This window comes from Pacificispira spongiicola (assembly GCF_012926505.1).
GTDB classification, from domain to species: Bacteria; Pseudomonadota; Alphaproteobacteria; order UBA8366; family Aestuariispiraceae; genus Pacificispira; species Pacificispira spongiicola.
In genome coordinates this window covers 1-20,273 of record NZ_JABBNT010000010.1, presented here as the reverse complement: position 1 = coordinate 20,273, position 20,273 = coordinate 1, and the positions used below count along the sequence as shown (strand labels likewise).

The window sequence follows — 20,273 nt, the reverse complement described above, 5'->3', positions numbered from 1 at the left end:
TAAACATCCGCAAGCGTCTTCGTGATCGCCGCCGTCAGCGTCGTCTTCCCGTGGTCAACGTGACCAATCGTTCCAATGTTGCAGTGCGGCTTCGTCCGCTCGAACTTTTCCTTAGCCATTCTTCTTCTCCATTCCGCATCGGCCGACCATATTGGCGGGACCGACGGTCATTTCGTTCCGTATCGCCCGATCGACCCTTAGGCCATCTTGGCTTTGACTTCGTCGGCAACCGCCTGCGGCACCGGCTCGTAGTGATCGAACTGCATCGTGTACTGCGCGCGGCCCTGGGACAGCGAACGCAGCGTGTTGACGTAGCCGAACATGTTGGCGAGCGGGACCATGGCGTTGACCACGCGGGCAATCCCGCGCTGATCCATGCTGGACACCTGACCACGACGGCTGTTCAGGTCGCCGATGATGTCGCCCATATATTCGTCGGGGGTCACGACCTCGACCTTCATGATCGGCTCGAGCAGTTTCGGACCGGCCTTTTCCATGGCTTCGCGGAACGCGGCGCGGGCCGCGATTTCGAAGGCCAGGACCGACGAGTCGACGTCGTGGTAGGCGCCGTCCGTCAGCTTCACGCCGAAGTCGATAACCGGGAAGCCGGCCATGATGCCGCTGTCCATCTGGGATTCGATCCCTTTCTGGACGCCCGGAATGTATTCCTTCGGCACCGACCCGCCGACAATCTTGCTCTCGAAAGAGAAACCTTCGCCCGGCTCGTGCGGTTCGAATTCCAGGGTGATCTTCGCGAACTGACCCGAACCACCGGTCTGTTTCTTGTGGGTGTAATCCACAGTAACCGGCTTGGTGATCGTTTCGCGATAAGCAACCTGCGGCGCACCGATATTCGCCTCGACCTTGAATTCACGCTTCATGCGGTCGACGATGATGTCCAGGTGCAATTCGCCCATACCGGCGATGATGGTCTGGCCCGATTCTTCGTCCGTCTTCACGCGGAAGGACGGATCTTCGGCGGCCAGACGCTGCAGCGCCGTGGACATCTTTTCCTGGTCGGCCTTGGACTTCGGCTCCACCGCGATCTCGATAACGGGATCCGGGAATTCCATGCGCTCCAGGATGATCGGCTTGGCCGGATCGCAGAGCGTGTCGCCCGTGGTCGTGTTCTTCAGGCCCGCGATGGCGACGATATCGCCCGCCATGGCAACCTTGATGTCTTCTCGGCTGTTGGCATGCATGAGCAGCATGCGGCCGACGCGCTCCTTGTTCTCCTTAACGGAGTTCAGAACGTAAGAGCCGGCTTCCAGCGAACCGGAATAGATGCGGCAGAAGGTCAGCGAACCGACGAACGGGTCGGCCATGATCTTGAAAGCCAGCGCGGAGAACGGCGCATCGTCGTCCGTCTTGCGCTCCATCTTTTCTTCCGGGTCCTTCGTGGACACGCCCTGGACGTTATCGACGTCTTTCGGCGACGGCATGAAGTCGACCACGGCATCGAGCAGCGGCTGCACGCCCTTGTTCTTGAAGGCGGTGCCGTTCAGAACCGGGACGAAATCGCCGGCCAGGGTACCCTTGCGGATGCAGGCGATCAGCGTCGCTTCATCTGGCTCGGTGCCTTCCAGATAGGCTTCCATCGCGGCATCGTCCTGCTCGACGGCCGTTTCAACCAGCTTTTCGCGGTATTCGGCGGCCTTGTCGGCGAGTTCGGCCGGGATATCGACATATTCAAACGCCGCGCCCAGGTCTTCACCCTTCCAGACGATGTGCTTCATCTTGATCAAGTCGATGACACCGTCATATTCGGCTTCCGCACCGACCGGCAGGTTGACGACCAGCGGGGTCGCGCCCAGACGATCGACGATCATGTCGACGCAACGATAGAAATCGGCGCCCATGCGGTCCATCTTGTTGACGAAGCACATGCGCGGAACGCCGTATTTGTCAGCCTGACGCCAAACCGTTTCCGATTGCGGCTCAACACCGGCGACGGCGTCGAACACGGCAACCGCACCGTCGAGCACACGCAGCGAACGCTCGACTTCAATCGTGAAGTCGACGTGGCCGGGGGTGTCGATGATGTTGACGCGGTGATCTTTCCAGAACGCCGTGGTGGCGGCGGAGGTAATCGTAATACCGCGCTCCTGCTCCTGCTCCATCCAGTCCATCGTGGCGGCGCCGTCGTGGACTTCGCCGATCTTATGGGAACGGCCAGTATAGTACAGGATGCGTTCGGTCGTGGTCGTCTTACCGGCATCGATATGCGCCATGATGCCGATGTTGCGGTACCGATCGATCGGGGTTACGCGAGCAGACATAACGGACGCTCCTTACCAGCGGTAATGGGAGAAGGCGCGGTTCGCCTCCGCCATTTTGTGAGTGTCTTCGCGCTTCTTAATCGCGGCGCCACGGTTGTTCGAGGCATCCAGCAATTCGCCCGACAGACGCTCGACCATCGTGTTTTCGGACCGCTTGCGGGCCATGTCGATGATCCAGCGGAAGGCCAGGGCCTGGGCGCGGGTCGGACGAACTTCGACCGGAACCTGATAGGTCGCGCCACCGACGCGGCGGGACCGGACTTCCAGGTGCGGCTTCACATTTTCCAGCGCTTCGTGGAAAACCTTCACCGGATCGCTACCGCCGCGGCCGGCCATGCGGTCCAGCGCGCCATAGACGATACGCTCGGCCGTGGACTTCTTGCCGTCCAGCATGACCGAGTTGATGAATTTCGACAAAACGACATCCCCGAACTTGGCGTCCGGAATGATTTCTCGTTTCTCTGCGCGGTGACGACGCGACATATCTATCTACTCCCGATCACTTCGGCCGTTTCACGCCGTATTTCGAACGGCGCTGACGACGGTCTTTCACGCCCTGCGTATCGAGCGTGCCGCGAATGGTGTGGTAGCGCACGCCGGGAAGGTCTTTCACACGACCGCCACGGATCAGCACGACCGAGTGTTCCTGAAGGTTGTGGCCTTCACCCGGAATATAGCTGGTAACTTCGTACCCATTGGTGAGGCGGACGCGCGCAACCTTACGAAGGGCCGAGTTCGGCTTCTTCGGGGTCGTCGTGTACACGCGCGTGCAAACGCCGCGTTTCTGCGGGCACGCTTCCAGCGCCGGGACTTTCTCCCGGACCGGCTTGTCCTTCCGCGCTTTGCGGATCAGCTGGTTGATCGTCGGCATATGATCTTCCCGTCGCCGTTTCTATCTCTCGAACCGCCTTACCAGCGGCTCTTTGGCCTATCCAAATCGCATCGGCTCCGGCCACCCGTCCAATTGCTGGATCGGGGTGAACGGATTTGATACGAACCATGGCGCTGACGGAAGGCAGCCTTCCGACACCGCCACGCGTGAATTTCGTTCGCGAACACCGTGCGTATAGCGTGGTGTTCGTACTCAGCTCTGGTATGCCCGAGCTGCGTTTAGGCTCATACCGCTTCCGGTGATGCGCGACCGCCGATCTAAACCGGCCGCCGGTGTCAGTCGAAGCGTCCGGTCAATGAAAGCATCGCTTCCCCACCGGATCGGGCCTACCGCCAGCTCCTCTTCCAAGGCGCGCGGATACTATTCATGGGACCTACCCGCGTCAAGCGCGTTTCTCCAGGATTTTCGGATTCTTTTCCTGCGCGCATTCGGCCCGGATTTTGGTCTGTTATTGAAATAATATTGCGTAATCATTGTTGGCTTCATGCCTTTTCCGTCGCGAGGGTCCGCGATCCAACCCGCCATCGCGGAATTGAGCACGTCTGCGCAGTCTGCGGCTTTCCGCCAACCGACCTTATGTATAGTCTGCGGCCAAGAACAGGGAGCGGGGACGACGGGCCAGGCCCGTGTGCGAAGACGGTGGTCGGACGTGTCATCAGACAGATTATCAGACTCTAGAGGGTTCGCCGCCCCGGCTATCGTTCTGCTGGCTGGCGTTCTGCTGGCCGTCGCCCTGCTGTTGTCGGGCTTCTCTGCGTCGGCACGCGCGCAATCCGACACCCCCGCAATCCGTGTTCTGTTCATCAACCCGGCCCCGCCGGAAGACAAGCATTGGGCGCTGACGACAGAGGTCATGCAGGCCGCCGCCCGCGATCTGAATGTCGACCTGACGGTACAGAATGCGTTCTACAGCGGACAGTATATATTGAAATACGTCACGCTGGCCGCGCAGCAACCGCAGAAGCCCGACTACATTATCTTCCGAAATATCGACAAAATCGCCGAACAGGTCTTTGCGATCACGGACCCCGCCGGGATCAAGACACTTACCATCGACGCCCCGATGGGCGGGTCGGAACTGAAGGCCCTGGGCGGCCCCCGGCAGAAGATCAAAACCTGGATCGGGCAATTCGTGCCGAACAATATCGCCGTGTCGAAAAAAATGGCGGAATTGCTGGTCGGGACCGCCTTGAAGGTCAATCCAAACGGCATCGTCGAGGCCATGGCCATTACCGGGCCGGAAGCCGATATCGGTTCCCAATTCAGATTGTCCGGCTTCGCCAAGACGTTGCGAGATTCGAACCGGGCCCGCCTGATCCACGCCTTCCCGGCCAATTGGGACGAGCGGACGGGCGATCGGGCGGCGTACAAGGCCTTTCGCCACGCCGCGAAGGCCGCGGTCTGGTGGGTTGCGAATGATGCGATGACGCTGGGCGTGTTGAACGTCCTGCGCAACACCCATCGCAAGGTCGGTGCGGATACATTTGTCGGCGCTTACAATTGGACCGAACCAATGATGACGGCGATCCTGCAGAGCAAGGTCGCCTATGTCGCCGGCGGCGATTTTATCCAGGGGGCGGCGGCGCTAATCCTGGCCTACGATCATTCGCAGGGGCGCGATTTCGTCGATACCGGGGTCAATCACACAATGGAAATGGGCTTCCTGTACCGAGACAATGTGTCGAATATCGGCCGCATCGTCATCGCCGGTGCCTGGGACCGAGTCGACTTCCGACGGTTCAGCCGTGCCGCCAATCCGGGATTGACGCAATACGTGTTTGACGTGAACACTATCCTCCGGGCGGTATTGGGTCAGTAACACCGCCTTATAACGCAGCCCCCGCCGAAAGGCCGCTAGACCAGGAAGGAGGGCAGCACCGGGATGCAGAGCGACCCATCAGGGAATCGACGCTGGTTTGCGGTCGTCGTCGGCATCGCGGCGTTCTCGTTAATTTGTATGATGGCGTTCGGATTCACGCTTTCGCAAAAACTCCGCGAGAGCGAATCCGCCTGGAACCGCACCTATCAATCCGACCTTGATGCGGTGACATCGCTGAATCGGCTACGTGCAATAATCGGCTACGGCGGCTTCATCCACGACTTCAAGAATTACGTTCTCCGCCGGGATCAGGTCTATCTCGACCGTACGAAGGACGACCGGGAGCGCTATCTGGCCGAATCGGCACGCCTGCGCAGCCTACTCGTCACCGATGCGGAACGTCATGCCCTGTCGGTTATCGACGCGACCTTCCAAGAATATTTCGACCGGTTCGAAACGGTGACCGCCCTCAATCCCGAAATGCCGGCGGCGGACTTGGACGACATTGTCGCGGTTGACGACGGCCCGGCATTGGCCGCGCTGAAAACGCTGCTGACATCGGTCGGACAACGGCGCAAAGCCGAAACCCAACTGGCGGCGGACGTCTTTTCCGTTTCGAGCAGCTTTTCCTATCTCGGCGCGGCGGTCGGAATTCTGATCCTGGTCTCCTCCGGTTTCAGCCTCTGGTTTCTGGTCCTTGCCTTGCGGTCGAACCGCGAACTGTCGAAACTTTTGCGCCAAAACGACGTCCTGTTCGACGAGTCCCCGGATGCCCTGATCTATGTCGGGGATGACGGTCGCATCAAGCAGGCCAACGCCCAAGCGGCGCAATTGTTCGGCTATTCACAGGATGAGTTGGCGGCCATGTCGGTGGACCAATTGGTGCCGGAGCGGTTCCGCGCCAATCATGCCCGCTTGCGGGAAGGCTATCTCAGTGCGCCGAAAAGTCGCCCGATGGGACGAACTTTGGAACTGAGAGGATTGAAAAAATCCGGCGTGGAAGTCCCCGTCGATATCAGCCTGAGCTATATTCCGGATGCGGAACTTGGCGGGACCGTCATCCTGATCGTCCGCGATGTAACCGTTCACCAGAAAATGCAGGACGAATTACGCAAAGCCACGGCAGCCGCAGAATCGTCCGACCAAGCGAAATCGGCCTTTTTGGCGAATATGAGTCACGAAATCCGCACGCCGTTGACCGGCGTTCTCGGTATGGCGGATCTGCTGGAAAAATCGGACCTCAACGACCAGCAACGCGTTTATGTGAATACGTTACGGAAATCCGGCGGTCACCTGTCGTCCATCCTGAACGACATTCTGGACTTGTCCAAAATGGATGCCGGAAAACTTGTCCTGCATCACGATGAAATGGACGTCCCCGCACTGTTCGCCAGCGTCGAAAGTATTTTCTATCACCAGGCTCGTGAAAAGGGGATCGACCTTCATTTCACACCGATCGACGGTGACGCGGATACGGTCTTTCTGGGGGATCAGGTCCGCGTTCGGCAAGTGCTGTTCAACCTGGTCGGCAATGCGGTCAAGTTCACGGAGAAGGGCGCCGTTACCGTATCCTGTTCAGTGTTACCCGACCCGGAGGCCGCCGATCATATCGGTCTGACCATTACGGTCCAAGATACCGGCATCGGTATGAACGCCGACGTCTTGAAAACGGTCTTCGACCCGTTCGAACAGGCACAGTCTCGTCGCAATCGAAGCTTCGAAGGAAGCGGTCTGGGTCTATCGATCTGCAAACGTCTTGTTGATGCGATGAACGGCACGATCGACGTAGACAGTACGCCCGGATCGGGATCCACCTTTACGGTCATGCTGCCCTTCCGCAAGACGGCCCGAAAGTCTGTCGCGCCCGCGCGTCCGGAATCCGCCCCCGCGACCACAAAAGGCGTATCGATCCTGGTAGCCGACGACAATCCCGTGAACCGCATGCTGCTGGAGCAGATGCTGCAAGGGTTCGGGCACTCGGTCACATTGGCGGAAGACGGAGAGGAGGCCTTCGACCTGTTCAAGAAAGATTCCTTCGACGCGGTCCTATTGGATATTCACATGCCGAAACTGGATGGGTTGGAAACCCTCGCCAAGATGCAGGAATACGGGATCAAGGACGGGACCGTGCTGATCGCCATCACCGCGGATGTCGTACCGGAGAACGTGTCGCGGTTTCTAGAGGCGGGTTTCCAGAAATTCGTCGCAAAACCGATAGACTGGGATGCCCTGAACAAGGCCATCCTGAAAACCTAGCTCCCGAATAACAGGACCGAGAACGCAAAAGGCGCCCGAGGGTTTCCCCCGGACGCCTTTCGCTATTCTATAGTCGACAGGCTTATTCAGCCGCGTCGCTGGACTCCGTCGCTTCTTCCGACGAGATGCCCTGTTCGGCTTCCAGCGCAGCCTGAGCGGCGGCGCGTTCTGCCTGGATCACCTTGTCGCGACCGACGGCGACGCCGCGCAGACGCTTCATCACCGAACCGGTACCGGCCGGGATCAGGCGACCCACGATAACGTTTTCCTTCAGGCCTTCCAGCGTGTCGATCTTGCCGTTGACGGCGGCTTCTGTCAGCACGCGGGTCGTTTCCTGGAAGGACGCCGCGGAGATGAAGGAGTTGGTCTGCAGGCTCGCCTTCGTGATGCCCTGCAGAACCGGCTTGGCAACCAACGGCGCCTTGCCTTCCTTCTCCAGCGTTTCGTTGAGCGTCTGGACTTCGTAGCGGTCCAGAATCTCACCGGTCAGCATGTAGCTGTCGCCCGGATGCAGTACTTCGACCTTCTGCAACATCTGACGGACGATCACTTCGATATGCTTATCGTTGATCTTCACGCCCTGCAGACGATAGACGTCCTGGATCTCCTTGCAGAGATAGTCGGCCAGCGCTTCGACGCCGAGCACTTCCAGAATGTCGTGCGGCACCGGGTTGCCGTCCATCAGCATTTCACCCTTTTGGATGAAGTCGCCTTCCTGAACGGTGATGTGCTTGCCCTTCGGCACGAGGAATTCGGACGGCGCCTTATCCTCATCCGCCGGGCGAACCACGATCCGACGCTTGGTCTTGTAGTCCTTACCGAACTCGATATAGCCGTCCTGATCGGCGATGATCGCGAAGTCCTTCGGCTTACGTGCCTCGAACAGTTCCGCAACCCGCGGCAGACCACCGGTAATGTCACGCGTCTTCGAGCTTTCCCGCGGAATACGGGCCAGCACGTCCCCGGCCTTCACTTCGGTCTGGTTATGGACCGACAGAATAGCGTCGACGGACATGAAGTAACGGGCTTCCATACCGTTCGGCAGGGTGACGACCTCGCCCTTTGTGTCGCGCAGGGTAATACGCGGACGCAGATCGGAACCGCCGGCCTGCTGTTTCCAGTCGACCACGACCTTGGACGCGATGCCGGTCGCTTCATCGACCACGTCACGGACGGACACGCCCTCGACCAGGTCGACATAATGCGCGACACCTTCCGTTTCCGTGATGATCGGGATGGTATACGGGTCCCATTCGGCCAGGGTCTGGCCTTTGACGACCTCGGCACCGTCCTCGATGCGCAGGCGCGCGCCATACGGAACGCGGTGTTTCGCCCGCTCGCGGCCATGATCGTCCAACAGAACCAGTTCGCTGTTCCGGCCCATGACGACCAGACGGCCCTCGGAGTCGGTGACGACGTTCTTGTTGTTGATCCGCAGTGTCCCGTCGATCGAGCTTTCGACCGAGTTCTGCTCCGCACCACGCTGCGCCGCGCCGCCGATGTGGAAGGTACGCATCGTCAGCTGCGTGCCCGGCTCCCCGATCGACTGCGCCGCGATGACGCCGATGGCCTCGCCGATATTGACGCGCGTCCCACGGGCCAGATCGCGACCGTAGCACGTGCCGCAGACACCGACCTTGGTTTCGCAGGTCAGGACCGAGCGGATCTTCACGGAATCGATACCCGCCGTTTCAATCGCATCGGCTTCGGTTTCGGTGATCAGATCACCGGCCTTGACCAGCATATCGCCGGACAGCGGATGCACGACGTCTTCCGCCGAGCAACGGCCCAGGATACGTTCCGCCAGACCTTCGATCACGTCGCCGCCTTCGATAACAGCGCGCATGGTCAGGCCCTGAGACGTGCCGCAATCTTCTTCCACGACGATGGCGTCCTGCGCCACATCGACAAGACGACGGGTCAGGTAACCGGAGTTCGCGGTCTTCAACGCCGTATCCGCAAGGCCCTTACGCGCCCCGTGGGTGGAGTTGAAGTATTCGAGAACGGTCAGCCCCTCCTTAAAGTTGGAGATGATCGGCGTTTCGATGATTTCGCCTGACGGTTTCGCCATCAGGCCGCGCATGCCGGCCAGCTGCTTGATCTGCGCGGGCGACCCACGGGCCCCGGAATGGGCCATCATGTAGACCGAGTTCAGGCCCTTGCCGTCATCGCCGCCCTGCATGATCTTCATCATCTCGTCGGCGACCTTGTCGGTCGTGCCCGACCACAGATCGACCACCTTGTTGTATTTTTCCAACTGGGTGATCAGACCGTCCAGATACTGCTGTTCGTATTCCTTGACCTGCGCCTGGGCTTCTTCGATCAGCTTGGTCTTGGCTTCCGGAATGATCAGGTCGTCCTTGCCGAAGGAAATACCGGCCCGGCACGCCCAGCCGAAGCCGAGGCCCATCAGCTTATCGCAGAAGATGACCGTCTCTTTCTGGCCGGTGTGGCGATAGACCACGTCGATCAGGTTGGAGATGTCCTTCTTCGTCAGCAGACGGTTGATCAGCGTGAACGGCAGATGCGGATGCTTCGGCATGATCTGCGCCAGCATCATCCGGCCCGGCGTGGAGACCACGCGCTGACGGATCGTGTTGCCGTCCTCGTCCACGGTTTCGTAGATCGACTTGATCCGGCTGTGCAGGCTGATCGCCTTGGTTTCCATCGCATGGTCGATTTCGGCCATGGTGGTGTATAGCGGGACGCGGTGCGCCTTCGCCTTACCGTCCGTGATCAGCTTGAACGCCTTCTTCGGATCGGTTTCCGGGATCAGCTTGCTGTCCTCCGTCGTGTCGCGCAGGACGACGTCCTCGCGCTCCATCGCGGCGGCCAGGGCTTCGACGCTGTCGACATGCACGACCGGGCTCGGCGCATCCGAACGCTCATGCGTGATGTAGTACAGGCCCAGAATGATATCCTGCGACGGCACGATGATCGGCTTGCCGTTCGCCGGCGACAGGATGTTGTTCGTGGACATCATCAACACGCGCGCTTCGAGCTGGGCTTCCAGTGACAGCGGCACGTGGACCGCCATCTGGTCACCGTCGAAGTCGGCGTTGAACGCGGCGCAGACCAGCGGGTGCAGCTGGATCGCCTTGCCTTCGATCAGCTTCGGCTCGAACGCCTGGATACCAAGACGGTGCAGCGTCGGCGCACGGTTCAGCAGAACCGGATGCTCGCGGATGACCTCTTCCAGGATATCCCAGACTTCCGGACGTTCCTTTTCAACCAGACGCTTGGCCGCCTTGATGGTCGATGCCATGCCGTACATTTCGAGCTTCGAATAGATGAAGGGCTTGAACAGCTCCAACGCCATCTTCTTCGGCAACCCGCATTGATGCAGCAGCAATTCCGGCCCGACCACGATGACCGAACGGCCGGAATAGTCGACGCGCTTACCCAGCAGGTTCTGACGGAAGCGGCCTTGCTTGCCTTTCAGCATGTCGGACAGCGACTTCAGCGGACGCTTGTTGGCACCGGTGATGACGCGGCCGCGGCGACCGTTGTCGAACAGGGCGTCGACGGATTCCTGCAGCATGCGCTTTTCGTTGCGCACGATGATGTCCGGCGCGCGCAGTTCGATCAGCCGGCGCAGACGGTTGTTCCGGTTGATGACGCGGCGATACAGATCGTTCAGGTCGGAGGTCGCGAAACGGCCGCCATCCAGCGGCACCAGCGGGCGCAGTTCCGGCGGGATGACCGGGACGACGTCCAGGATCATCCATTCCGGACGCGCGCCAGAGGCCTGGAAGGCTTCCAGCAGCTTCAGGCGCTTCACCAGCTTCTTGCGCTTCGCTTCCGACCCGGTTTCGGCCAGATCCTCACGGGTCTTTTCGATCGCTTCTTCCGGTTCGATCTGCGACAGCATGGTCTTCAGCGCTTCCGCGCCGATTTCCGCCGTGAACGCGTCTTCGCCGTATTTGTCCTGGGCGTCGAGATATTCCTCTTCGGTCATCAGCGACTGAATCTTCAGATCCGTCAGGCCCGGTTCGGTAACGACGTAGTTCTCGAAATACAGGACGCGTTCGAGATCTTTCAGCGTCATGTCCATCAGCAGGCCGATGCGGCTCGGCAGCGACTTCAGGAACCAGATATGGGCAACCGGCGAGGCCAGTTCGATATGGCCCATGCGTTCGCGGCGCACCTTGGAGAGGGTGACTTCCACGCCGCACTTTTCGCAGACGATGCCCTTGTACTTCATGCGCTTGTACTTACCGCACAGGCATTCGTAATCTTTGATCGGACCGAAGATACGGGCGCAGAACAGGCCATCCCGTTCCGGTTTGAAGGTCCGGTAGTTGATGGTTTCCGGCTTTTTGATTTCACCGAAGGACCACGACCGGATGCGTTCCGGGGAGGCCAGCGAAATCCGGATATGCTCGAAGCTCTGGAGCCCCTGCGGTTGGCCGAAAAGCTGCATCAAATCATTCATCATGCTCTCCTTTGCGCCTGTTGTCCTGCGGCGCTGTCAAGCGTTGGAGGGAAAGGTAAGAGACAGGTTCCGCTGCCTCTTACAGTTCCTCCTGGATCAACTCTACGTTCAGGCCCAGGGACCGAAGTTCCTTCACCAAGACGTTGAAGCTTTCCGGAATGCCGGCTTCGAAATTGTCGTCGCCGCGCACGATGGCTTCGTAGGTCTTGGTACGACCGGAAACGTCGTCCGACTTCACCGTCAGCATTTCCTGCAGCGTGTAGGAGGCGCCGTAGGCTTCCAGGGCCCAGACCTCCATCTCGCCGAAGCGCTGGCCGCCGAACTGCGCCTTACCGCCCAGCGGCTGCTGGGTGACGAGCGAGTACGGACCGATCGACCGGGCGTGGATCTTGTCGTCGACCAGGTGGTGGAGCTTCAGCATGTAGATGATGCCCACCGTGACCGGACGTTCGAAGACTTCACCGGTACGACCGTCGGTCAGCCAAACCTGACCGGATTCCTGAAGACCCGCCTTGCGCAGCATGGCGTTGATGTCGTCTTCACGGGCCCCGTCGAAAACCGGCGTCGCGATCGGCATGCCGGTCGTCAGGTTCGACGCCAGTTCGATCACGCCGTCGTCTTCCATCGACTTGATGTCCGCGACGATATCGGCCTTGTCGTAAACCTCTTCCAGCGTCCCGCGCAGGTCGGCAAGCTTGCCGCCCGACTTGAACTGGTTCAGGGCATCGCCAACCTGCACGCCAAGCGCGCGGCAGGCCCAACCCAGATGGGTTTCCAGAATCTGACCGACGTTCATGCGGCTCGGCACGCCCAACGGGTTGAGGACGATGTCGACCGGCGTACCGTCTTCGTTATAGGGCATGTCCTCAATCGGCATGATCTTGGAGATAACACCCTTGTTCCCGTGACGGCCGGCCATTTTATCGCCCGGCTGCAGCTTGCGCTTCACGGCGACGAAGACCTTGATCATCTTCATCACGCCCGGCGGCAGTTCATCACCGGCCTGGACCTTTTCGACCTTGTCGTCGAAACGGGCCTGGACGCGGGCGACGGCTTCGTCGAACTGACGACGCAGCACGTCGAGATCGTCGTTGGTCGTGGCGTCGTCGACGGCGATCTGGCGCAGCTGACCGGTGGTCAGTTCTTCCAGGCTCGCGAGGTCGGCGGCGGAACCGGACTTGAAGCCCTTCGGACCCGCGGTGACCTTCTTGCCGACGACCATATCGAGGAACCGGTTGCGGAACGAGCGCTCCAGAATGGCGCGTTCGTCATCGCGGTCCTTGGCCAGCTTTTCGATTTCCGCGCGTTCGATGGCGAGCGCACGTTCGTCCTTGTCGACGCCGCGACGGGAGAAGACGCGGACTTCGACGATCGTGCCCTTCGTGCCCGGGGGCATTTTCAGGCTGGTATCGCGGACGTCGGACGCCTTTTCGCCGAAGATGGCGCGCAGCAGCTTTTCTTCCGGGGTCATCGGCGATTCGCCCTTCGGCGTCACCTTGCCGACCAGAATGTCGCCGGCTTCGACCTCGGCCCCGATATAAACGATACCGGCTTCGTCGAGGTTCTTCAGAGCCTCTTCGCCGACATTCGGAATATCGCGGGTGATTTCTTCCTGACCCAGCTTCGTATCGCGGGCCATGACTTCGAATTCCTCGATATGGATCGAGGTGAAGACGTCGTCACGCACGATGCGTTCTGAAATCAGGATGGAGTCTTCGTAGTTGTAGCCGTTCCAGGGCATGAACGCGACGAGCACGTTGCGACCGAGAGCCAGTTCGCCCAAATCCGTCGACGGACCGTCGCCGATGATGTCGCCGGCCTTGATCACGTCGCCGACCTTCACCAACGGACGCTGCGTGATGCAGGTCGACTGGTTAGACCGCTGGAACTTCAGCAGGTTGTAGATGTCGACCGAGCTTTCGCGGGCGGCGTCCGGATCGGTACGACGCAACACGATACGGGTCGCATCGACCTGGACGATGATCCCGTCATGCTTCGCGACGATGGCGACGCCGGAGTCTTTCGCGACACGCTCTTCCATGCCCGTGCCGACCAGCGGCGCGGAAGACTGGAGAAGCGGCACGGCCTGACGCTGCATGTTCGAGCCCATGAGAGCGCGGTTCGCGTCATCGTTTTCCAGGAAGGGAATGAGGGCCGCGGCGACCGACACCAACTGGCGCGGCGACACGTCCATCAGGTCCACGTCCTGCGGGCGGGCGACCATATAGTCGCCGCGCGCACGGCACTGAACCAGATCTTCCGTCAGCATGCCGTTGTCGTCGACCGGCGAGTTGGCCTGCGCCACGGTGTAGCGGCCTTCTTCCATCGCCGACATATACAGCACTTCGTCCGTCACCCGGCCTTCGACAACCTTGCGATACGGCGTTTCGATGAAGCCGTATTTGTTGACGCGGGCATAGGTGGCAAGCGAGTTGATCAGACCGATATTCGGGCCTTCCGGCGTTTCAATCGGGCAGATACGGCCATAGTGGGTCGGGTGCACGTCGCGGACTTCGAAGCCCGCGCGCTCACGCGTCAAACCGCCCGGGCCGAGGGCCGACAGGCGACGCTTATGCGTGACTTCCGACAGCGGGTTCGTCTGGTCCATGAACTGCGACAGCTGCGAGGAGCCGAAGAATTCACGCACCGCGGCGGCCGCCGGCTTGGCGTTGATCAGGTCGTGCGGCATGACGCTGTCGATGTCGACGGAGCTCATACGCTCACGGATCGCACGTTCCATGCGCAGCAGGCCGATGCGGTACTGATTTTCCATCAACTCGCCGACCGAACGCACACGGCGGTTGCCGAGGTGATCGATATCGTCGATGTCGCCACGACCGTCTTTCAGGTTCACCAGCGTCTTCAGGATTTCCAGGATGTCGCCCTTGCGCAGCGTGCGGATGTGGTCCGGCACATCGGCCAGATCGAAGCCGAGGCGGGAGTTCATCTTCACGCGGCCCACGGCCGACAGGTCGTAGCGTTCCGAATCGAAGAACAGGCTCTGGAACAGCGCTTCGGCGGTTTCCAGCGTCGGCGGTTCGCCCGGACGCATGACACGGTAGATGTCGATCAGCGCGTCTTCGCGGTTGGCGTTCTTGTCGGCGGCCAGCGTGTTGCGCAGCCACGGGCCGACATTGACCATGTCGATATGCAGGGTCGGCAGATCGACGATCCCGGTGTCGACCAGCTTTTCCAGCGATTCTTCGGTCAGCTCGTCACCGGCTTCGACGATGACCAGGCCGGTCTTTTCGTCGATCAGGTCCTCCGCCGCGTAGCGACCGATCAGATCGGTCTGACGCGCCAGGACTTCCTGCACGCCCTGGTCCGCCAGCTTGCGGATCAGACGCGGGGTGATCTTGGTTTCGGCTTCGACGATGACTTCGCCGGACTTGGCGTCGATCAGGTCCTGGGTCAGCTTCTGACCGCGCAGACGTTCGGCGTCGAAGGCCGTCTTCCAGCCCGCCTTGGTCAGCGTATAGGTGACCGTGGCATAGAAGGCCTTCAGGATTTCTTCTTTCGACATGCCCTGGGCCAGACCCGGATCCAGCGTGGCGCCTTCCTTCTCAAGCTCGGCGCGCTTCGCTTCGGTGGCGGCATCGTCCAGCGCCAGCAGCAGCGTCGTCGCCGGCAGCTTGCGGCGGCGGTCGATGCGCACATAGGCCAGATCCTTGGCGTCGAATTCGAAATCGAGCCAGGAGCCGCGATAGGGAATGACGCGGGCGGCGAAGAGATATTTGCCCGACGAATGGGTCTTGCCCTTGTCGTGATCGAAGAACACACCCGGCGAGCGGTGCATCTGCGAAACGATCACGCGTTCGGTGCCGTTGACGATGAAGGTGCCGTGTTCCGTCATGAGCGGGATATCGCCCATGTAGACTTCTTGCTCCTTAATGTCGCGCAGCGACCGGGCGCCGGTTTCCTCGTCCACGTCCCAAACGACGAGACGCAGCGAAACCTTCAGCTGCCCCGTATAGGTCAGGCCGCGCTGACGGCATTCCTCAACATCGTATTTCGGCTTTTCAAGTTCGTAGCGGACGAACTCAAGACGGCTTCGGTCGCTGAAATCCTTGATCGGGAAAACGCCGTTGAACACTTCCTGAAGCCCGACATTTTGCCGGTTTTCGAGCGGCACGCCGGCCTGCAGGAAAGCATCGTAGGAGGTTTTCTGAACTTCGATCAGGTTGGGCATTTGCGCGACTTCCGCAAGACGCCCGAAGCTTCTGCGGATACGCTTACGACCGGTGAACGACATCGCCATCTCGTTCCTCATCCTTCATCTGTTTCGACGTACGACGCCGGATCGCCTCATCGGCGGTCGGGCGTCATACCCCGGTTTGCCTCCGCCCGCCCTCGACCTAGGGACCCCTTGATCGGGAACTCGGACGGTTGCGCCGTCATGAATCCGTCCACCGGACTCTTAGGCGCGTCGAGGGACGACGCCGTTCGGCTTCGTCCCCCTTCAAAACGCCGCCGGGGCGGCACCGTATTTCCAACCGGATTACGGTGCCGCCCGCGACGAAAAGCTGCTTACTTCAGCTCGACGGTCGCGCCGGCTTCTTCCAGCTGCTTCTTCAGAGCTTCGGCTTCGTCCTTGGCAACGCCTTCCTTAACCGGCTTCGGCGCACCTTCGACGAGGTCCTTGGCTTCCTTCAGGCCGAGGCCCGTGATGGCACGGACTTCTTTAATGACGTTGATCTTCTTGTCGCCGGCGGCGGCAAGAACGACGTCGAAGGAATCTTTCTCTTCAGCAGCCGGCGCGGCATCACCGCCACCAGCACCCGGCGCAGCAACCGCGACCGGCGCCGCGGCGGAAACGCCCCATTTTTCTTCCAGCATTTTGGAGAGCTCAGCCGCCTCGATGACGGTCAGGTTCGAGAGCTCTTCGGCCAGTTTCTCAAGATCAGCCATTTCTCATAACTCCTAGGCAGTTAGTTTTAAGACTCGTGATTGTCCCGAGCCGCACGTCAATTCGAGTTCGCATACGCGGAGAACACGCGCGCCAGTTGGGCACCCGGGGCTTGCAGCACACCGGCAACCTTCGTGGCGGGAGCCTGAATAACGCCGATAAGCTTGGCGCGCAGCTGATCGAGCGACGGCAGTTTTGCCAGCGCGTCGACCTGAGCGGCGTCAAGACCGGAGCCATCAAGCCCCCCGGCGACGATCGTGACTTTCTCGTTGGTCTTCCGGTAATCGGTCACCACCTTGGCAGCCGCAACCGGATCCTGAGAGAAGGCAATCGCCGTCGGACCCGTGAACACCTCGTCGAGATGCTCGAACTTCGTTCCCTTCAGCGCGAGTTTCGCGAGCGTGTTTTTGGTGACCTTGTAGGAGGCACCCGCATCACGCATCTTCTGCCGAAGGTCCGAGACTTCCGAAACCGTCATGCCCGACTGGCTGGTAACAACCACCAGGTTTGAGGTTTCAAACGCCTCGCGCAGCTCGGCGACCAGGGCTTCTTTTTTCGAACGGTCCACTGATCGTCTCCGCTGTTAGATCCTTCCTCTTCCCACCGGCATGAAGCCTTCGGATTCGGTCGGATCGGTTCGCACAAAGACATGCCGACATGGCATGCCCCTTACTTCCTGCCCGGGAGGATGGAACGGCTGAGAGTATCCGTCGCCGAATGGCTCTCACCCTTTCACATTCCAGTCCTACCTATCTCATGCCGGCCGGATGTTCCCGAAAGGGGCGTCCCCGCTTAAGGTCCGTTTCCGGACCACCGACAATCTCGGACAGATATCCGGAACCTCCGAAAAGGTTCCGAAATCCGGAAGGGCCGAAACCCTTCCGGAAACTCTTCACCGCGGCGATTAAGCCGACGGATGCGCCGACGACAGGTCGAGCTTCAGGCCCGGACCCATGGTCGACGAAATCGAAACGCGGCGGATATAGGTGCCCTTGGCGCCCGACGGCTTCGCCGCCTGGATCGCCGCCACGAAGGCACGCACGTTTTCCACCAGCTGGTCGGCGCCGAAGCTGACCTTGCCGATACCGGCGTGAACGATCCCGGCCTTTTCGGCGCGGAACTGAACTTCACCGGCCTTGGCCTTCGCCACGGCGTCCGCGACGTTCGGCGTCACGGTGCCGAGCTTCGGGTTCGGCATCAGGCCGCGCGGGCCCAGAACCTTACCGAGACGGCCGACGACGCCCATCATGTCCGGGGACGCGATCACGCGTTCGAAATCCATCAGGCCGCCCTGAATCTGTTCCATCAGATCCTCGGCGCCGACGAATTCCGCACCCGCGGCCTTGGCTTCTTCCGCCTTGTCGCCGCGCGCGAAGACCGCAACGCGAACCGACTTGCCCGTGCCGTGCGGCAGGGCGCAGGCGCCACGCACCTGCTGGTCGGCGTGACGCGGGTCGATACCCAGGTTCATCGCGATTTCGACGGATTCATCGAACTTCGCGGCACCGGCGGACTTCAACAGACCGATCGCTTCTTCCACACCGTAGAGTTTCGTGCGGTCGACGCCTTCATAGGCCGCCTTGAGACGTTTGCCCAGTTTCGCCATGACCCTTACTCCACAACCGTGATGCCCATGGCGCGCGCGGAACCCTTAATGGATTCCATGGCAGCTTCCACGGTGACAGCGTTCATGTCCTGCAGCTTGGCTTCCGCGATTTCGCGAACCTGCTGCAACGTGACGGACCCGACCTTGTCCTTGTTCGGCGTGCCGGAGCCCTTGGCGACCTTGGCGGCCTTCTTCAGGAAGTAGGACGCCGGCGGCGTCTTCGTCACGAAGGTGAAGCTGCGGTCTTCAAAAGCCGTGATCACGACCGGAGTCGGCGTGCCCGGTTCCATGGACTGCGTGGCCGCGTTGAAGGCCTTGCAGAATTCCATGATGTTGATGCCGCGCTGACCCAGGGCCGGGCCGACGGGCGGGGACGGGTTCGCCTGACCCGCCTTGATTTCGAGCTTGATATAGCCCGCAATCTTTTTCTTCGCCATTTTCTAACCTCTTTCAAAGCGATGGGGGTCTCGCGAACCCCGCATCAGGTAGCGCCGCGGTTGAACGGCCCCCGGTGGACTTGTCCGGGATGACCTGCCGCGACGATTTCTCGGCCGCTTACCCCTCGAACGGGCTCAGAGTTTTTCAACCTGAGAATATTCGAGGTCCACCGGTGTCGCGCGTCCGAAGATCGACACCAGAACCTTGAGACGGGCCTTCTCCTCGTCCACTTCCTCAACCGTACCGTTAAAGGACGTGAAGGGACCGTCGCTGACGCGCACCTGCTCGCCGATATCGAAGGAAATCGACGGCTTCGGCCGATCGACGCCTTCCTTCACCTGATCGAGGATGCGCTGGGCTTCCCGCTCCGAAATCGGCGACGGCCGTTTTCCGGTGCCCAGGAACCCCGTAACCTTGGCGGTGTTGCTGACCAGATGCCAGGTGACATCGTTCATGTCGCAGTTGATCAGCACATAGCCCGGGAAGAACTTGCGTTCCGCGTTCACCTTCTTGCCGCGGCGCATCTCGACGACGGTTTCCGTCGGAACCTCGACCGTTTCGACCATGTCCTCCAGACCTTGGGCCTGAACCTGCTCCATGATCGACTCGGCTACTTTCTTTTCCGAGCCCGAGAATACGTGCACTACGTACCAGCGTTTCGCCACGTCAAACCTCTCGTTTCAACAAATCCCAATCCACAGCGGAACATTCCGCCGGATCAGTTACCCAGAATCAAACGAACCAACCAGGCGATAAGCCCGTCCACAGCAAGAAAGAAAACCGCCATGATCGTCACCATGATGAACACCATCATCGTTGCGACCCCAGTTTCCTTGCGGCTCGGCCAGGTCACCTTGCTGGCTTCCTGACGAACCTGACGGACGAACTGCGCGGGATTGGTCTTCGCCATGATCCTTCGTCAACTCCCTAACGACGCCCCGCTACGGGGCAAAACATCTACACAGCCCGGCCACACAAATTCTGGACAGCCGGACCGAAGCACGACACTCTCACCATCATACCAGTCCGCACCAAAGGCAGCGCAACCGCGCCGAAGGGGACCATGCAGACAGCACAAAATACGCCGTCGCGCCTCTCGTGAACTTTCCCGACCCCTGTTCACTCCATCTGGGAGCGTGTCTCGGATCGGGTCCATTCGGCCAAAGGCGCGCCGCGTGAAACCGGCGTGGTTTAAGCCCTATTAGCCGGAAGCACAACACCCGAAACGAAAAAAAGTCGAATTACGGTTAAAAAAGATGCGCGCGCCCATCGGTGTCCCGTTCCCGGAATACGATGGACGCGGCGCGTCTCAATCAGTCCGCCTTTCGGCTTTCGGAGGGCTGCAACGCCTGAATCCAAGGCTGCGAGGCTCACCGTGAATTCTGGCAGGGGCACAAGGATTCGAACCCTGGACCTACGGTTTTGGAGACCGTCGCTCTACCAACTGAGCTATACCCCTACACGGTACGCGAACTCTTAAGCAGCGGCGGCGGTTTTAGCAACCGCCGCCGTTTGCCCGTATCTTACTTAATGATGGACGCGACGACGCCGGCGCCGACGGTGCGGCCACCTTCGCGGATCGCGAAGCGCAGGCCTTCATCCATCGCGATCGGCGCGATCAGCTCGACATCCATCGAGATGT

At 60.4% G+C, this 20,273-nt stretch carries 15 protein-coding genes and 1 tRNA gene; 2 read left to right on the top strand and 14 right to left on the bottom strand.

Translation table 11 applies throughout. The features are described from left to right. The 4 genes from HH303_RS19845 to rpsL all read right to left on the bottom strand — a co-directional run. The coding region (locus HH303_RS19845; protein WP_169625108.1) for a GTP-binding protein at positions 1-119 on the bottom strand (119 nt) is incomplete at its 3' end. A 78-nt stretch (positions 120-197) separates the two neighbouring features. Beyond that, the gene (gene fusA / locus HH303_RS19840; RefSeq protein ID WP_169627168.1) at positions 198-2,279 is read right to left on the bottom strand and encodes an elongation factor G; all 2,082 of its coding nucleotides are present in this window, start codon (positions 2,277-2,279) and stop codon (positions 198-200) included. Between the two features lie 12 nt (positions 2,280-2,291). After that, the gene (rpsG, locus tag HH303_RS19835) at positions 2,292-2,762 is read right to left on the bottom strand and encodes a 30S ribosomal protein S7 (protein WP_169627167.1); all 471 of its coding nucleotides are present in this window, start codon (positions 2,760-2,762) and stop codon (positions 2,292-2,294) included. A 16-nt stretch (positions 2,763-2,778) separates the two neighbouring features. Next, positions 2,779-3,150: a 30S ribosomal protein S12 gene (rpsL, locus tag HH303_RS19830; protein ID WP_169627166.1), complete on the bottom strand. Its 372-nt coding sequence runs from the start codon at positions 3,148-3,150 to the stop codon at positions 2,779-2,781. A gap of 670 nt (positions 3,151-3,820) precedes the next feature. Between rpsL and HH303_RS19825 the strand changes: the two genes are divergently transcribed. Both HH303_RS19825 and HH303_RS19820 read left to right on the top strand, forming a co-directional pair. Beyond that, positions 3,821-4,990: a substrate-binding domain-containing protein gene (locus HH303_RS19825; protein WP_169627164.1), complete on the top strand. Its 1,170-nt coding sequence runs from the start codon at positions 3,821-3,823 to the stop codon at positions 4,988-4,990. A 63-nt stretch (positions 4,991-5,053) separates the two neighbouring features. Next, entirely contained in the window at positions 5,054-7,246 is a 2,193-nt protein-coding gene (locus HH303_RS19820; RefSeq protein WP_169627162.1) for an ATP-binding protein, read from the top strand. Positions 7,247-7,328: 82 nt separating this feature from the next. Here HH303_RS19820 and rpoC read toward each other — a convergent pair whose 3' ends face one another. From rpoC to HH303_RS19770, 10 genes are all read right to left on the bottom strand, one after another. Further along, positions 7,329-11,681 (bottom strand): DNA-directed RNA polymerase subunit beta', encoded by a 4,353-nt coding sequence (gene rpoC, locus HH303_RS19815; protein ID WP_169627169.1) that lies wholly within the window; start codon positions 11,679-11,681, stop codon positions 7,329-7,331. Positions 11,682-11,760: 79 nt separating this feature from the next. Continuing rightward, positions 11,761-15,939: a DNA-directed RNA polymerase subunit beta gene (gene rpoB / locus HH303_RS19810; RefSeq protein ID WP_169627160.1), complete on the bottom strand. Its 4,179-nt coding sequence runs from the start codon at positions 15,937-15,939 to the stop codon at positions 11,761-11,763. A gap of 269 nt (positions 15,940-16,208) precedes the next feature. After that, the gene (gene rplL / locus HH303_RS19805) at positions 16,209-16,589 is read right to left on the bottom strand and encodes a 50S ribosomal protein L7/L12 (protein WP_169627158.1); all 381 of its coding nucleotides are present in this window, start codon (positions 16,587-16,589) and stop codon (positions 16,209-16,211) included. A 56-nt stretch (positions 16,590-16,645) separates the two neighbouring features. Continuing rightward, positions 16,646-17,155 (bottom strand): 50S ribosomal protein L10, encoded by a 510-nt coding sequence (gene rplJ / locus HH303_RS19800; protein WP_169627156.1) that lies wholly within the window; start codon positions 17,153-17,155, stop codon positions 16,646-16,648. Between the two features lie 336 nt (positions 17,156-17,491). After that, complete coding sequence (gene rplA / locus HH303_RS19795) at positions 17,492-18,193, bottom strand: 50S ribosomal protein L1 (protein ID WP_169627154.1); 702 nt, start codon at positions 18,191-18,193, stop codon at positions 17,492-17,494. Positions 18,194-18,198: 5 nt separating this feature from the next. Beyond that, a complete protein-coding gene (rplK, locus tag HH303_RS19790) occupies positions 18,199-18,630 on the bottom strand; it encodes a 50S ribosomal protein L11 (protein WP_169627152.1) in 432 nt (143 codons plus the stop codon). 135 nt (positions 18,631-18,765) lie between these two features. Further along, on the bottom strand, positions 18,766-19,296 hold the full coding sequence (nusG, locus tag HH303_RS19785) for a transcription termination/antitermination protein NusG (RefSeq protein WP_169627151.1): 531 nt from the start codon (positions 19,294-19,296) through the stop codon (positions 18,766-18,768). Positions 19,297-19,349: 53 nt separating this feature from the next. After that, on the bottom strand, positions 19,350-19,541 hold the full coding sequence (gene secE, locus HH303_RS19780) for a preprotein translocase subunit SecE (RefSeq protein ID WP_169627150.1): 192 nt from the start codon (positions 19,539-19,541) through the stop codon (positions 19,350-19,352). Positions 19,542-20,014: 473 nt separating this feature from the next. Next, positions 20,015-20,090: transfer RNA gene (locus tag HH303_RS19775), tRNA-Trp, on the bottom strand. 64 nt (positions 20,091-20,154) lie between these two features. After that, positions 20,155-20,273, bottom strand: a 119-nt coding sequence (locus HH303_RS19770; protein WP_455011043.1) for an EF-Tu C-terminal domain-related protein, incomplete at its 5' end; no start/stop codon positions are given.

Coding starts and splice junctions, on each gene's coding strand:
- rplK (WP_169627152.1), bottom strand. CDS start 18,630: ATGGCGAAGAAAAAGATTGCGGGCTATATCAAGCTCGAAATCAAGGCG.
- rpsG (WP_169627167.1), bottom strand. CDS start 2,762: ATGTCGCGTCGTCACCGCGCAGAGAAACGAGAAATCATTCCGGACGCC.
- rpoC (WP_169627169.1), bottom strand. CDS start 11,681: ATGAATGATTTGATGCAGCTTTTCGGCCAACCGCAGGGGCTCCAGAGC.
- fusA (WP_169627168.1), bottom strand. CDS start 2,279: ATGTCTGCTCGCGTAACCCCGATCGATCGGTACCGCAACATCGGCATC.
- rpoB (WP_169627160.1), bottom strand. CDS start 15,939: ATGGCGATGTCGTTCACCGGTCGTAAGCGTATCCGCAGAAGCTTCGGG.
- secE (WP_169627150.1), bottom strand. CDS start 19,541: ATGGCGAAGACCAATCCCGCGCAGTTCGTCCGTCAGGTTCGTCAGGAA.
- rpsL (WP_169627166.1), bottom strand. CDS start 3,150: ATGCCGACGATCAACCAGCTGATCCGCAAAGCGCGGAAGGACAAGCCG.
- HH303_RS19820 (WP_169627162.1), top strand. CDS start 5,054: ATGCAGAGCGACCCATCAGGGAATCGACGCTGGTTTGCGGTCGTCGTC.
- rplL (WP_169627158.1), bottom strand. CDS start 16,589: ATGGCTGATCTTGAGAAACTGGCCGAAGAGCTCTCGAACCTGACCGTC.
- rplA (WP_169627154.1), bottom strand. CDS start 18,193: ATGGCGAAACTGGGCAAACGTCTCAAGGCGGCCTATGAAGGCGTCGAC.